Here is a 14,301-nt window from a genome sequence, read left to right as displayed (position 1 = left end):
GCGTCATCCAAGAAGAAAATTCTCGCGCTGCACCCCGCCGGCCAGCAGCGGCACTTCGGCCTCATCCTTCAGATTGACCCCAGACAGCTGGCGGCGGCAGGCCTCGCGCATCAGGTACAGCAGGCGATGGCTGGCCATGGCGTAGCTCAGGCCTTCCTGGCGCACGTTGGAGATGCAGTTGCGGTAGGCGTCGGTCAGGCCGACCTTGGGCGCGTAGGTGAAGTACAGGCCCAGGCTGTCCGGCGAGCTCAGGCCCGGGCGCTCGCCGATCAGAATCACCACCATGCGTGCGCCGAGCAGTTCGGCCACTTCATCAGCCACCGCCACGCGGCCCTGACTGACCAGAACCACGGGTGAGACGCTCCAGCCTTCGGCAGCGGCCTGTTCCTCGATATGCGCCACCATGGGCAGGGCATTACGGTGCACGGCCAAGGCAGACAGGCCGTCGGCAATAACAATGGCCAGGTCGTAACCGTCTGGATTGTTTTCGCGGTGCTGGCCCAGCAGCTCGGCGGACTCGTGGCTCAAGCGCCGGCCCAGGTCCGGGCGTTGCAGGTAGGTATCGCGGTCCTTGGCGGCGCTGTGCAGCAGCAGGCTTTGCCGATGCTGGTGAGCCAGGCCGGCAGCTAATGCGGCGTGGTCGAACGGCAGATGCACGGCATCGCGGGCCTGGGCGTGGGCGAACTGGAAATCCAGCTGGGCGCGGGTCGGCATGCTGGTGCCGGCACGACCCAAGGCGATGCGCGCCGGGGTGAGGTTGCGCAGTTGCTGCCAGGGATTTTCGCTGGCGCCGCTGAGTGGGCTGTCATCGTACATAAGCGACTCCTCTGCTAACCAAGCTGCGCCAGTGCCTGACGAAACGCCGTCGGCAGGCTGTTGCCCATGCGCGGGCGGCCATCGGCCTGGGTAAAGATGCCCATGCGCTGCAGCCAGCCTTCGAACTCAGGGGCCGGTTTCAGCCCCAGGCTCTGCCGGGCATACAGCGCGTCGTGAAAGGAGGTGGTCTGGTAATTGAGCATCACATCATCGGAGCCGGGGATACCCATGATGAAGTTGATCCCGGCCACACCGAGCAGGGTCAGCAGCACGTCCATATCGTCCTGATCGGCTTCGGCGTGGTTGGTGTAGCAGATGTCGCAGCCCATCGGCAGGCCCAGCAGCTTGCCGCAGAAGTGGTCTTCCAGGCCGGCGCGGATGATCTGCTTGCCGTTATACAGATACTCCGGGCCGATAAAGCCGACCACGGTATTCACTAGAAACGGTTTGAAATGCCGCGCCACTGCATAGGCGCGGGTTTCGCAGGTCTGCTGGTCGAGGCCATGGTGGGCGCCGGCGGAGAGCGCGCTGCCCTGGCCGGTTTCGAAATACATCAGGTTGTCGCCGAGGGTGCCGCGTTTGAGGCTCAGGCCGGCGTCGTAGCCTTCCTGCAGGATCTTCAGGCTGACGCCAAAGCTGGCGTTGGCCGCCTCGGTGCCGGCAATCGACTGGAACACCAGGTCCAGTGGCACACCACGGTTGATCGCCTCGATCGAGGTGGTGACGTGGGTCAGCACGCAGGCCTGGGTGGGGATTTCATAACGCTGGATGATGCCGTCGAGCATCTTCAGCATCTCGCAGATCGAACTGATGCTGTCGGTGGCCGGGTTGATGCCGATCATGGCGTCGCCGTTGCCGTACAGCAGGCCGTCGAGAATGCTCGCGGCGATGCCGGCCGGTTCATCGGTCGGGTGATTGGGCTGCAGGCGGGTGGACATGCGCCCGCGCAGGCCGACGGTGTTGCGAAAACGGCTGACCACACGGATTTTCTGCGCCACCAGCACCAAGTCCTGCACGCGCATGATCTTCGATACCGCTGCGGCCATTTCCGGCGTCAGGCCGGGGGCGAGGGCGCGCAGGCTGGCTTCATCGGCGCTGTCGCCGAGCAGCCAGTCGCGAAAGCCGCCGACAGTCAGGTGGCTGACCGGAGCAAAGGCCGCCAGGTCATGGCTGTCGATAATCAGCCGGGTGACTTCATCGGCTTCGTAGGGAATCAGCGCCTCGTTGAGAAAATGCTTGAGCGGAATATCGGCCAGGGCCATCTGCGCCGCGACCCGTTCGCCGGCATTGCTCGCGGCAACGCCGGCGAGAAAGTCGCCGGAACGCGCCGGGCTGGCCTTGGCCATGACTTCGGCGAGGCTGTCGAAACGGTAGGTTTCACCACCTACCCTATGCTGAAAACTGGACATCGCGTGTCTCCCAAACGTCGCACTGGCGCAGCTGCGCCAGCGCGGCGGTGTTACTTGGTTACTTGGCTACTTGAGCGCGGCCTCGGCTTTACCGATGGCGACGAATTCTTCTTCCGGCGTACCGGCCACCAGGTGATGGCGACTGTACAGGGCGAAGTAGGCGATCAGCACGGCGTAGATAACCGCAGCGCCAATCACCACCCGTGGGTCGACCAGGAAGCCGGCGACCACGGCCACGCAGGCCAGCACCAGGGCGATGCCCGAGGTGACGATGCCGCCTGGGGTGCGGTACGGGCGATGCATCTCTGGACGGCGTACGCGCAGGGTGATGTGCGCGGCCATCATCAACACATAGGAGATGGTGGCGCCGAACACTGCCACCAGAATCAGCAGGTCACCCTGGCCAGTCAGCGACAGGGCAAAGCCGATCAGACCGGGCACGATCAAGGCCAGTACCGGCGCCTTGTTCTTGTTGGTCAGCGACAGCGAACGCGGCAGGTAGCCGGCGCGCGACAGGGCGAAGATCTGCCGCGAGTAGGCGTAGATGATCGAGAAGAAGCTGGCAATCAGACCGGCCAGGCCAATCAGGTTGACGAAGCTGCTCATCCAGGTGGATTCGCCGTAGGCAATGGTCAGGGCTTCCACCAGCGGGTTGCCGGAGGCCATCAGCGCGTTGGCGCCGGCGCCGCCTGGGCCAATCAGCAGAATCAGCAGAGCAAAGGCCAGCAGCACCAGCATGGCGCCGATCAGCCCGCGCGGCATATCGCGCTGCGGGTTGCGGGTTTCTTCGGCGGCCAGTGGCACGCCTTCGACTGCGAGGAAAAACCAGATCGCATAGGGGATCGCCGCCCATACGCCGACGTAGCCGAACGGCAGGAAGCTGCTGGCGCCGGTGGCTTCGCTCACCGGGATATCGAGCAGGTTGGCCACGGAGAAGTGCGGCACCATCGCGACGATAAACACGCCGAGGGCAATCGCCGCCACGGCGGTGATGATAAACATCAGCTTCAGCGCCTCACCGACGCCAAAGATATGGATGCCGATAAACAGCACATAGAAGGCCAGGTAGATCGCCCAGCCGCCGATGCCGAATAGCGACTCGCAGTAAGCGCCGATAAACACCGCAATCGCCGCTGGGGCAATGGCGTACTCGATGAGGATCGCCGTGCCGGTAAGAAAACCGCCCAAGGGGCCGAAGGCGCTGCGGGCAAAGCCGTAGCCGCCGCCAGCGGTGGGGATCATCGAGGACAGTTCCGCCAGGGAGAAGCACATGCACAGGTACATCAGCGCCATCAGCAGGGTGGCGAGAAACATGCCGCCCCAGCCGCCCTGGGCTAGACCGAAGTTCCAGCCGGCGTAGTCGCCGGAAATCACGTAGGCCACGCCCAGGCCAACCAGCAATACCCAGCCTGCTGCGCCCTTCTTCAATTGCCTGCTTTGGAAGTAATCGGCATCGACCTGCTCTAAATCGGTGCCTTGCGGTAGACCTACCGCACTGATTTGTTCTGCTGCCATGGGAATTCCTTATCAACACGCTGGCCGCAGCGCAGGCCCGGCCAGGCGTGTAGCTATTTGAGGGAGAGTGTTACCCAGTGGATCAGCAACCGCTGTGCCAACTGCGCCTCTGGTCTAGACCTGGGGCGCGAGCGGGCAAGCCGATGTCGTTTCCGAGCATCGGCTGCGGTTGCGCAGGGGCTTAGAAAAAGCCGAGTGGGTTGGTGTCGTAGCTCACTAACAGGTTCTTGGTCTGCTGGTAGTGGTCGAGCATCATCTTGTGGGTTTCGCGGCCGACGCCGGACTTCTTGTAGCCACCGAAGGCAGCATGCGCCGGGTACAGGTGGTAGCAGTTGGTCCATACGCGCCCGGCCTTGATCGCCCGGCCCATGCGGTAGGCGCGGTTGATGTCGCGGGTCCACAGGCCGGCGCCGAGGCCGAACTCGGTGTCGTTGGCAATCGCCAGGGCTTCGGCTTCGTCCTTGAAGGTGGTGACGCTGACCACCGGGCCGAAGATTTCCTCCTGGAACACGCGCATCTTGTTGTGGCCCTTGAGCAGGGTCGGCTGGATGTAATAGCCGCCGTCCAGGGTGCCGCTGAGCTTTTCCACGCTGCCTCCGGTGAGCAGCTCGGCGCCTTCCTGCTTGGCGATTTCCAGGTAACTCAAGATCTTGTCGAACTGCTGCTCGGAGGCCTGGGCGCCGACCATGGTGTCGGTGTCCAGCGGGTCGCCGCGCTTGATCTGCTCGACCTTCTTCATCACCTCTTTCATAAAGGCCGGGTAGATGGATTCCTGCACCAGTGCCCGCGATGGGCAGGTGCACACTTCACCCTGGTTGAAGAAGGCCAGCACCAGGCCTTCGGCAGCCTTTTCGATAAAGCTCGGCTCGGCCTGCATGATGTCTTCGAAGAAGATATTCGGCGATTTTCCGCCCAGCTCCACGGTCGACGGGATGATGTTCTCGGCGGCGCACTTGAGGATATGCGAACCGACCGGGGTGGAGCCGGTGAAGGCGATCTTGGCGATGCGCTTGCTGGTCGCCAGCGCCTCGCCGGCTTCCTTGCCGAAGCCCTGCACCACGTTGAGCACGCCCGGCGGCAGCAGGTCGCCGATTAGCTCCAGCAGCACGCTGATACCCAGCGGGGTTTGCTCGGCCGGTTTGAGCACCACGCAGTTGCCAGCGGCCAGGGCCGGGGCGAGTTTCCAGGCGGCCATCAGCAGCGGGAAGTTCCACGGGATGATCTGCCCGACCACGCCCAGCGGTTCGTGGATGTGATAGGCCACGGTGTTGCCGTCGATCTCGGCGGCCGAGCCTTCCTGAGCGCGCAGGCAGCCGGCGAAGTAGCGAAAGTGGTCGGCGGCCAGGGGAATATCGGCATTCAGGGTTTCCCGTACGGCTTTACCGTTGTCCCAGGTTTCGGTGATGGCCAGCATTTCCAGGTTGGCTTCGATGCGGTCGGCGATCTTCAGCAGGGTCAGCGAGCGCTCCTGCACTGAGGTGCTGCCCCAGGCATCGGCGGCAGCGTGGGCGGCGTCGAGAGCCTTGTCGATATCCTCGGCCGTGGAGCGCGGGAACTCGGCAATCGGCAGGCCATTCACCGGCGAGGTATTGGTGAAGTACTGGCCTTTGACCGGCGCAACAAACTCGCCGCCGATGTAGTTGCCGTAACGGGATTTAAAGGAAACGAGGGCACCTTCGGTACCGGGATGGGCGTAACGCATGCTGAATATCTCCTGGTTCTTATGCTTGTTCTGGTGATGCAGCGAACGGCGCGCTGTGGCGCTTGTGCAGAGACAGAGCAAGGGCTGGGCCAGGAGTGTGCAGTTACCGTGCTAGAGCGGTTGCGTGACTTGGGGCTAGGTGCTGGGGCAGGGCGTCTGTATCAGCCCTGATACAGGTCGCGTGACACTTTGTACCAGGGCCGATACAGCTTGGTGACTCATTGGTCAGACTATCTTGCAATGGCCGGAAAGCTGGTGGATGCTCGGTCATCACGTGCACCTCCTAGAGCGGAGAACAATAACAATGCACAACCCAGCAAGCCGCCACGCCCAGCAGGTGCTGACCGTGGCTCAAGGGCGCGGACAACTCGCCGGCCCGGCTGCCGATTCCTCGGTGACGCGCTCCTGGCTGCGCTGCCTGCAGCAGCATCACCTCGACCCGGCGCAGAGCCTGCCGCCGGCGGTGATTGAGCACGCGCACATGCTTGAGCGGCGCGAGCAGCTGCAACAGGTGCTGGAGATTTCCAGCAACGAGATGAACAGCCTGCACCGCCAGCTGGCCGGTTCTGGTCATGCCGTGCTGCTCACCGATGCCCGTGGGGTGATTCTTAACTGTGTCACTGAACAGGCGGAAAAACGCACCTTCGAGCAGGCCGGGCTGTGGCTCGGCGCCGACTGGAGCGAGGCCTGTGAAGGCACCAATGGCATCGGCACCTGCCTGGTCGAACGGCAGCCGCTGACCATCCACCAGAATGAACATTTCCGCAGCCGCCACACCGGCCTGACCTGCTCGGCCAGCCCGGTGTTTGATCCGCATGGCGAGCTGCTGGCGGTACTGGACGTGTCCTCGGCGCGGCATGACGTATCGCGGCAGAGCCAGTTCCACACCATGGCCCTGGTCAACCTGTCGGCCAAGGCCATCGAGGGCTGCCATTTCCTGCGCAGCTATGAGGGCGAGTGGCTGTTGCGCTTCCACGCCCAGGCCGAATACATCGGCCAGTTCAGCGAGGGGCTGCTGGCTTTCGATGGCGACGGCCGGGTCAGTGCGGTGAATCAGAGCGCGATCAACCTGCTCGGGTTGTCGCGTCGGCAACTGCTCGGGCGCACCTTGGTGGAGGTATTCGACTGCCGCCTGGATGACCTGCTCGGCCGCGCCTCGGCGCAGCCCAGCGCCAGTTGGCCGCTGTATACCCAGCGCGGTCAGCTGCTGTTCGCCATGCTGCGTGGCCAGCCGCGGCGCAGTGCTCAGGTGCTTGGTGCGGCGGCGCTGGCAACCCCAGGACTGTGCCTGGCCGATCCGCAATTGCAGAGTGATTTTCGTCGCGCGCTACGGGTGTATGAGCGCGATGTGCCGCTGCTGATCGGCGGCGAAACCGGCACCGGCAAGGAGGCCTTCGCCAAGGCCCTGCATCAGGTCAGCTCGCGTGGCGGCAAGCCGTTTGTTGCGCTGAACTGTGCGGCGATTCCCGAGAGCCTGATCGAGAGCGAGCTGTTCGGCTACCGCGGCGGCAGCTTTACCGGCGCGCGCAAGGAAGGCATGCGCGGCAAGCTGCAACAGGCCGATGGCGGTACGCTGTTTCTCGATGAAATCGGCGATATGCCGCTGGCGCTGCAAACCCGCTTGCTGCGCGTGCTGGAAGAACGTCGGGTCGAACCGATTGGCGGTGAAGCGCAGGCCATCGATGTGCGGGTGATCAGCGCCAGCCACCGCGACCTGAACGAGCGAGTGGCCAGCGGCGAGTTTCGCCAGGACCTGTTCTATCGCCTGAATGGTCTGGTGATCGAGCTGCCGCCATTACGCGCGCGCAGCGACAAAGCGGCGCTACTGGATTTTCTGCTGGCCGAAGAAGCGCGCGGGCAAGCGGTGCGGCTCGATGATGCGGCCCGCGAAGCGCTGCTGGCTTACCCCTGGCCGGGCAATGTGCGCCAGCTGCGCAATGTGCTGCGCACCCTCTGCGCGCTGTGTGAACAGGGTGTGATCAGCCACGACGAACTGCCTGCCGAGATTCGCCATACACGCCCCGCGTTGGCTCGGCTGCCGGCGGGCAAGCCCGACCAGTTGGGTGATGCCGAACGCCAGGCATTGCTCGCGGTGTTGGAGGCGCAGCGCTGGCAGATGAGCCGCAGTGCCGAACAGCTCGGCATCAGCCGCAATACCCTGTACCGCAAGTTGCGCAAGCACGGCATTCGCGCCGAGGGCTGAAACATCGGACAAGCCTCGAACCGCTGCAGGCGGGGTTCCTGCGGTCGAATTAACCGCCCACAAGATTGATAGCAATCTGCCATTTGGGTGGTGGTATTTGTTCTTCTCAGGGGCTAATCTCGGGATAAGGTCAATAAAAACCTTGACGCCAGTTTTAAGTCTGCGGCGCCGCGCATTCAAGTTCGCGGCCAATCAGCAGATACCCCGGAAATAGAGGCAACCTAAACAAACATTGCAGATCGGCCTGAAGAACGCATTTGGCCGCTGTGCAGGCGAGAGCTGGCGGTTTTTCTACGCTGGACGTCACCCATCGTTTTGGCCGAGATCACCTATGTCATTGTCACTCAGTGCGCCCTGTTTCTGTCTCCCCGCCCCAGGTAGCCTGCTGGGAACCTTGGCCGTCACCGGGTCCAGTGTGGGTGGCGAGGGTTCCCTGTTTGGTGTGATCAACTTGCTTCTGCTGTTGCTGGTTGTTGGGGTTGGTTTCTGGCTGTTGTGTGCCAAACATGCGCGCGCCCTGGCTGCTCTGCAGAAATCCCTTGAGGAAAGTGAAGCCCGGCAACGGACTCTGTTGCTGCCCGAGGTGCTCGAACAGCAGCAACAACAAAGCCGTGAGCAACTGGCTGCGCTCCAGCAAAATCTGGCACAGGTCAAGGCCGAGGCCGAGCAGGAACTGCGCAACCTCAACCACGAATACGCGCAAACGCGTCAGGCGCTGGAGCAGGAACTCAGTCAGCTGCGCCAGTCGCGACAGGCCAGCCTGGAGCACATGGCCCGCAATATGGTTCAGATCAAAACCTCGGTGCAGGAATTGCTGGACATTACCCAGACCATCGAACGCTGGCATGAGGGCATGAACAGCATCATGGTGCACAACAAAATCATGCAAAAGCAGATTGGCGACTTCAAAAGCATTGTTGGGCAGATTGCTATTCTTTCGCTCAACGCCGCCATCGAGGCCGCGCGCGCTGGTGAGTCCGGGCGCGGCTTTGCGGTGGTCGCTGACGAGGTGCGCAAGCTCTCCACCAGCGCCGAGGCGCTCAACGAGGAGTACCGCACCAACCTGAACAAGAATGCGTTGATCGCCACTCTGGCGTTTCAGGACGTACAGGCCGGCGGCAATATGATCGTGACCGCCATCCATGGCGTACAGACTCAGGTCAGTGGTCTTGACCAGGTCTTGGCGGACGTCCGCTAAATTATGCGAAAGACCAATTACGAGTTCGACTCGACATTCAACAAGCTATTGCAGGCCACGCTGCTGCAGACGCTTAACGGCTGTAATGCAAGCACGCCATGGCTGGTCAGCAAGGTCGATAGCTTGGCGGACATCCATCACGATCAATGCATTGTGCTGACCATCTCGTCATTCAAGTTCAGAATCATGTGCCTGCTCCACCTGAGCATGGATGCGGCCAACCGTCAGTTTGTCGCCCAAGCTATTGCACAGGGGAACGATGAGCTCGATGAGTCGACCTATGTCGATTACCTGCTGGAAATGAGCAACAGCTTCAGTGGCAATCTTAAGCGTCATTTACAGAGCAGTTGTCCGCCTCTGGGAATGTCCACGCCCAATTTTCTGCAGCACGCCAGTCTCAAGTTTGACCAGACCACCCAGCCGACCTACAGCGTCCATGCTCGCGCGCAAGCGGCTAGCAACGCCCCGTCATTGTTTGCCGTGAGTGCGCTGGTCTGTACCAAGCATGAAGCTGACTTTACCTTGCAGCACTATCAAGAGCATGTCGGCGAAATTAATACCCAGGCCGACAGCTCTGGAGAGCTAGAACTCTTTTAAAAGAGCCACTCCCTGCCCCAGTGAGTACCGTTGATATGATCGGATTTGAAAAGCGACTCGTCAGCAAGGTCTTGATTTTCGAGGAGGATGAGCGTGCTCGGCAGCAACTCAAGGAGTTCTGCGCCGAGAACGGGCTGATCGGCCTCAAGCAGGTCGGTCATTCCATTATGGAGATGCTGCACGCCAATATTGACTTGGGTGCAGTCTTGATCTCAGAGCGCAGCGATGAGCGCACCGAGGGTATTGCGGATGGCTTCGAGTTGGCCCGGCGTATCCATCAACTGCGCCGCGAATTACCGATTTTTATCCGGCGCAACGGGCGTACCGATCTGGACGACCTGACCCCCGACGAAAAGCTCGGGATTGCCGGGGCTTACGATATCGATCAGCCGCAAAGCCTCAAGCTTCTGCTCGACCAATACCTGGCGGACACTGAATACCCCATCTCGCTGATCCGTCGCATGGAAGAAGTCACCCATAGCTCGCTCAACGCGCTGTTTCGCGACGTCGAGGTGAGCAACGAACTGCCCTACCTGGTCAAGGATAAGCTCACCTATGGCGACATATTGAGCCTGTTGCCGGTGGAAGCCCCCTGGTTCAGTGGCTACATGATGATTCAGGCCGAAGAGCAGCCCATGCTGGGCTTGATCAAGGACGGGCGCACCGCCATCGACGGGGCGCGCGTGGACTTTCGTGACGTGATGGGCATGCTCAGCGAAATCACCAACCTGGCCTGGGGCGGGTTACGCACACGCTTGTTGGCCCTGCATCCACCGGCACTCGATGATGGCATGCGCATCAGCGTGCCGATCACGGTTAATCAATATAAGGAATACATCTCCTTCGGCACCGACCGCTCGCAGTTGTGTTTCAAGTACAGCTTACGCGACATACAAGGGCGCCTGGCCCCCGTGACGCTCTATCAGAAATTCATCTTCAATATTCGCTGGTCGCCCGAAGACTATCTGCAGGCCGATGAGAATAAAGTTGAAGACCTGGTGGAAAGCGGCTGTTTGGAATTGTTCTGAGGAGGGTTTGCAAGGTATCCGCACAGGTTAATGGTTATCCAAAAACAACAATATCGACGTTTAACTGGTAAAGGCTGACGGCAATGGCACAAATACTCGTAGTTGATGACAGCGCAGCAATTCGCAATGAAGTTGCGGCGTTTCTCAAAGCTAATAATTTCAGCGTCGAGACCGCGGTGGATGGTAAGGACGGGCTGAGCAAACTCAAGAATGACCGCGCCATCAAGCTGGTGATTTCCGACGTCAATATGCCGAACATGGATGGCCTGACCATGGCGGAGAAGGTGCGCAGCGAGCTGGGCAACCAAACCGTCAATATCATCATGTTGACGACCGAAAATGACCCCAATATGAAGAATCGCGGCAAGGCCGCCGGCGTAAAGGGCTGGATCGTCAAACCTTTCAATGGCTCCAGTGCCCTGGGGGCGATCCAGAAGCTGGTCGCCGGTTAAACGACAGGCCGGTACAGGCATGCGGTCGCAAGCGCAGGCGACCGCTCGGTCATAGGCTGCCGATCAGGATGCCTAGCGTGATCATTGGAATACAACAATAACGAGTCCAATTGAGGTGGCATCCATGCCCATGCTTAAGCTCAGTTTCAATCAGAAAGTCGCACTGGGTTTTGCGATCATTCTGCTGCTGTTGACCATTTCCGGTGGCATGTCCTTATGGACGCTCAGTGATATCAGTCGCTCCAATCAGCGGGTCCATGAAACCGCGGTACCTGTGGTGGGCGAAGTCAACAAGGTGCAGATCCAGCTGCTGAAGCTGGCCAACCTCAGTGCCCTGGGCTTCAACGCCCTCAGCGAAGAAGATATTCGCCCCTATCGCGACGGTTTCGACAAGGGCGCCAAGGAGTTTGCCGAGGGTTACCAGCGCCTCGAAAAGCTGGCCCAGGCCGATCCGCAACGCGAAGCCCTGGTCGCCGAAATCAAAAGCAACTACCAGACCTACACCGAGGCCGTGCGGCAGATGTTCGATGCCAAGCTGGCAGTGCTGGTAGCCAAGCAGAAGGTCGAGGACGAAGTGGCCCAGGTCATGGAGCTGTCTGACGATGTCGGCTTCGGCTTTATGGAAATCGTCAACGCCCGCGCGCCGAGCAAGGCCATGGAGAAGGACCTGACCCTGGCCCAGGGCTTCGCCAACCAGGCGGATGCCCTGATGGCCGGTGTCGCCAAAGCCGCCGAGGAATTGAAGAACAGCGGCGACCTGGAAGGCCTGGACAGCGCTCAGGATGATTTCGAATTTATCATCAATGGCTCGATGTTCTGGTTCGACAAGGCCGCGCCGCTGTTCAAACCAATGGACAGCGACGGTGTTCTGGACACCGCCTACGCCAGCGTCGAGGCGCTGCGCGAGCGGCTCAAGAGCGAACCCAACCTGGTGGATCACAAGCGTGAGCAGTTGACCCAGGCGCAAACCGCCTGGGAGCAGCTGAATGCCTCCAAGGTCGCGGTGCAGAAAGCCGTTGACGGTCTGGACCAGGTGCTGGTGTCCGCCGATGCGCAGTTCAACCGTCTGCAAACCGAACTGGGTGACAGCGTTGGCTTTGGTTTTAAAAGCACCATTGCCATCCTGATCATTCTATTGGCCCTGGCCACCCAGAACTTCAACTCCATGCGCTTGGCGATCCGCAAGAAGATGATTGACCTGGCCAAGCTCAATCGTATCGGCGGCACGTTGGCGGCGGCGCGAGATCAGGACACGGCGTTGGAATTGGTGCTGCATGCCATGTACGAGAAGATGGGCATCGAGAGCGGCTCGGTCTATCTGTTCAATAAGGACAATGACCTGGAGGCCAAGGCCTTCTTGCCGCCCAAGCAAATGGAGGGGGCCCCATCGGCCATCACCTTTGTCATGGGCGAAGGGATTATCGGGCGTGCAGCGGCCTCCAAACAGGCGCTGTTTGTACCGGATACCAGTCGTGACAGCGCATATGTGGGTCGGGAAAACGAGAAACCCAAGGCGCTGTTGTGCGTGCCGCTGGTCGATAAGGACATGCTGATCGGCGTGATGAACTTCTCCGGTGAGGTGAACAAGGTGGCGTTTGCCGATAGCGACTATGAGTTCGTCGCCGCAGTCGCCCGTTCGCTGGTAACTACCATCAAGAATATCCGCATGGTTGAAGTCATCGAGGAGCACAACCGCACCCTGGAGAAGAAGGTCGAAGAGCGTACCGCGGCCCTCAAGCAGAAGAACGAGGACATTGCCAATATGTTCTCCAACATGCACCAGGGGCTGTTTACCATCGTCGATGGCGGTCTGATTCACTCCGAGTATGCGGCCTACCTGGAGACTATTTTCGAGACCAAGGAAATCGCTAACCGCAATGTCGTGGACTTTATGCTGCGCCGCTCCACGCTGAGTGCCGATGTGATTGACTCGGTCTCCACCGCCATCGCATCGATCGTGGGTGAGGACGCGATGATGTATGAGTTCAACTCGCACTTGCTGGTGACCGAGTTGGCGCTGGAATTTGCCGATAAGCCCCGTAAGCTGATTGAGCTGGATTGGGATCCGATTATCGACGACCAGGATGTGGTCACCAAGCTGATGGTGACCGTGCGTGACGTGACGGCCCTGAAGGCGCTGCAGGCTGAGGCGGAAGGGCAGAAGCAGGAGTTGATGATGATTGGCGAGATCTTGGCGGTGGATGCCGACAAGTTCAGCGACTTTATCGAGGGTTCTGCCTCCTTTGTCGAGAAGTGCAAAACCATCATTGAGGAAACCCAGCAGAAAGACCTGAACAAATTGGCCGAGCTGTTCCGCAATATCCATACGGTCAAGGGTAATGCGCGCACCTACGGGCTCAAGCACATCACCGATACCGTGCACCGCATCGAAAATACCTATGACCAGCTACGCAAGAATGAAGAGATGCAATGGCAGCCTCAGGAGTTGCTCGATGAGCTGGCTTTCGCCGAGCAGGCGATCAAAGTCTACAAAGGCATCTTCAAGGACAAATTGGGTCGCGATGGTAAGCAGGGTATTGCCGGCGCGCGGGTTGATCGTGAGCAGATCAATCGTCTGATGGAGAGTATCGCCGCGCTGTCCAGTACCGAGTTGCCGGCCAACGTCATCAATATCGTGCGCGACACCTATCATTCGCTGGCCTCCATCGAAGCCGAGCCGCTGGCGGATGTGATTGAGGATGTGATCGAGTCGGTGCAGTCGTTGGCGCTGGAGTTGGGTAAGCCTGCACCGTCTATCCAGATCGCCGATAACGCGCTGTTCACACGCAAGGAGGCGCACGGCCTGCTCAATAACATCTTTATGCATGTGCTGCGCAATGCCCTCGACCATGGCATCGAAACACCGGCAGAGCGCCTTGAGAAGGGCAAGCCCGAGCAAGGGCGTATCCAGATTGACGCTCTGGAGCACGAGGGCGCCATCAGCTTTGCCGTGCGCGACGATGGCCGCGGCATTGCCTTGAGCAAGATCTTCGCCAAGGCCGTCGAGCTGGGGCTGTATTCGGCCGATGCGGAGCGACCGGCCGCCCACGAGATCGCCAACCTGATCTTTACCTCCGGCTTCTCCACCGCCGATGAAGTGACTGAAGTCTCCGGGCGCGGGGTGGGCATGGACGCGGTGCGCGGGTTCCTTGAGTCTGAGGGCGGTAGCATTGAGGTCAAGCTCGACGCCGGTGACGAAAATGCCGACTACCGTGGCTTTACCACCCTGATTCACCTTCCCGTCCAACTGTGCATCGTGCCGCCGGAGTTCGCTCAGGCGAGCTAACCTGCCCCATCGTACCCAGGCCGCCCCGTTATGTAGGAGCGGCCTTGGCCGCGATCAAGCTTTCTGGCGAACGCAGTCCTGCTCGGCGTCGGAAT

Annotated in this window: 10 protein-coding genes; 6 read left to right on the top strand and 4 right to left on the bottom strand. The window is 60.6% G+C overall.

From position 1 onward, the window contains the following. Nucleotides 1–3: 3 nt before the first annotated feature. From eutC to WA145_RS09460, 4 genes are all read right to left on the bottom strand, one after another. Nucleotides 4–816 (bottom strand): ethanolamine ammonia-lyase subunit EutC, encoded by an 813-nt coding sequence (gene eutC / locus WA145_RS09475; protein WP_422581341.1) that lies wholly within the window; start codon nt 814–816, stop codon nt 4–6. A 14-nt stretch (nt 817–830) separates the two neighbouring features. Beyond that, nucleotides 831–2,225 carry an ethanolamine ammonia-lyase subunit EutB gene (locus WA145_RS09470; RefSeq protein ID WP_422581340.1) on the bottom strand — a complete coding sequence of 465 codons (1,395 nt, stop codon included), beginning with the start codon at nt 2,223–2,225 and terminating at the stop codon, nt 831–833. A gap of 66 nt (nt 2,226–2,291) precedes the next feature. Beyond that, a complete protein-coding gene (eat, locus tag WA145_RS09465) occupies nt 2,292–3,740 on the bottom strand; it encodes an ethanolamine permease (RefSeq protein WP_422581339.1) in 1,449 nt (482 codons plus the stop codon). Nucleotides 3,741–3,921: 181 nt separating this feature from the next. Next, nucleotides 3,922–5,442 (bottom strand): aldehyde dehydrogenase family protein, encoded by a 1,521-nt coding sequence (locus WA145_RS09460; protein WP_422581338.1) that lies wholly within the window; start codon nt 5,440–5,442, stop codon nt 3,922–3,924. A gap of 304 nt (nt 5,443–5,746) precedes the next feature. On the opposite strand from WA145_RS09460, the gene WA145_RS09455 reads away from it, so the two are divergent. The 6 genes from WA145_RS09455 (at nt 5,747) to WA145_RS09430 (ending at nt 14,206) form a co-directional block, all read left to right on the top strand. Continuing rightward, complete coding sequence (locus tag WA145_RS09455) at nt 5,747–7,645, top strand: sigma-54-dependent Fis family transcriptional regulator (protein WP_422581337.1); 1,899 nt, start codon at nt 5,747–5,749, stop codon at nt 7,643–7,645. A 331-nt stretch (nt 7,646–7,976) separates the two neighbouring features. After that, a complete protein-coding gene (locus WA145_RS09450) occupies nt 7,977–8,843 on the top strand; it encodes a methyl-accepting chemotaxis protein (protein WP_422581336.1) in 867 nt (288 codons plus the stop codon). Between the two features lie 3 nt (nt 8,844–8,846). Beyond that, the gene (locus WA145_RS09445) at nt 8,847–9,440 is read left to right on the top strand and encodes a hypothetical protein (protein ID WP_422581335.1); all 594 of its coding nucleotides are present in this window, start codon (nt 8,847–8,849) and stop codon (nt 9,438–9,440) included. Nucleotides 9,441–9,475: 35 nt separating this feature from the next. Beyond that, nucleotides 9,476–10,468, top strand: coding sequence for a hypothetical protein (locus WA145_RS09440; RefSeq protein WP_422581334.1), 993 nt, complete (start codon nt 9,476–9,478; stop codon nt 10,466–10,468). Nucleotides 10,469–10,551: 83 nt separating this feature from the next. Further along, complete coding sequence (locus WA145_RS09435; protein WP_422581333.1) at nt 10,552–10,920, top strand: response regulator; 369 nt, start codon at nt 10,552–10,554, stop codon at nt 10,918–10,920. Between the two features lie 124 nt (nt 10,921–11,044). Continuing rightward, nucleotides 11,045–14,206 carry a GAF domain-containing protein gene (locus WA145_RS09430; RefSeq protein ID WP_422581332.1) on the top strand — a complete coding sequence of 1,054 codons (3,162 nt, stop codon included), beginning with the start codon at nt 11,045–11,047 and terminating at the stop codon, nt 14,204–14,206. The last annotated feature ends 95 nt before the right edge of the window (nt 14,207–14,301 follow it).

It is taken from the genome of Pseudomonas sp. (assembly GCF_049301935.1).
In the GTDB taxonomy this organism is placed as follows: Bacteria; Pseudomonadota; Gammaproteobacteria; order Pseudomonadales; family Pseudomonadaceae; genus Aquipseudomonas.
Note: the sequence above shows the minus strand (reverse complement) of the source record. Positions and strands in the feature narration are given on the sequence as shown.

Excerpts from the sequence above, each read along its gene's own strand:
- eutC (WP_422581341.1), bottom strand. The coding sequence starts at position 816 with ATGTACGATGACAGCCCACTCAGCGGCGCCAGCGAAAATCCCTGGCAG.
- WA145_RS09470 (WP_422581340.1), bottom strand. The coding sequence starts at position 2,225 with ATGTCCAGTTTTCAGCATAGGGTAGGTGGTGAAACCTACCGTTTCGAC.
- eat (WP_422581339.1), bottom strand. The coding sequence starts at position 3,740 with ATGGCAGCAGAACAAATCAGTGCGGTAGGTCTACCGCAAGGCACCGAT.
- WA145_RS09460 (WP_422581338.1), bottom strand. The coding sequence starts at position 5,442 with ATGCGTTACGCCCATCCCGGTACCGAAGGTGCCCTCGTTTCCTTTAAA.
- WA145_RS09455 (WP_422581337.1), top strand. The coding sequence starts at position 5,747 with ATGCACAACCCAGCAAGCCGCCACGCCCAGCAGGTGCTGACCGTGGCT.
- WA145_RS09450 (WP_422581336.1), top strand. The coding sequence starts at position 7,977 with ATGTCATTGTCACTCAGTGCGCCCTGTTTCTGTCTCCCCGCCCCAGGT.
- WA145_RS09445 (WP_422581335.1), top strand. The coding sequence starts at position 8,847 with ATGCGAAAGACCAATTACGAGTTCGACTCGACATTCAACAAGCTATTG.
- WA145_RS09440 (WP_422581334.1), top strand. The coding sequence starts at position 9,476 with ATGATCGGATTTGAAAAGCGACTCGTCAGCAAGGTCTTGATTTTCGAG.
- WA145_RS09435 (WP_422581333.1), top strand. The coding sequence starts at position 10,552 with ATGGCACAAATACTCGTAGTTGATGACAGCGCAGCAATTCGCAATGAA.
- WA145_RS09430 (WP_422581332.1), top strand. The coding sequence starts at position 11,045 with ATGCCCATGCTTAAGCTCAGTTTCAATCAGAAAGTCGCACTGGGTTTT.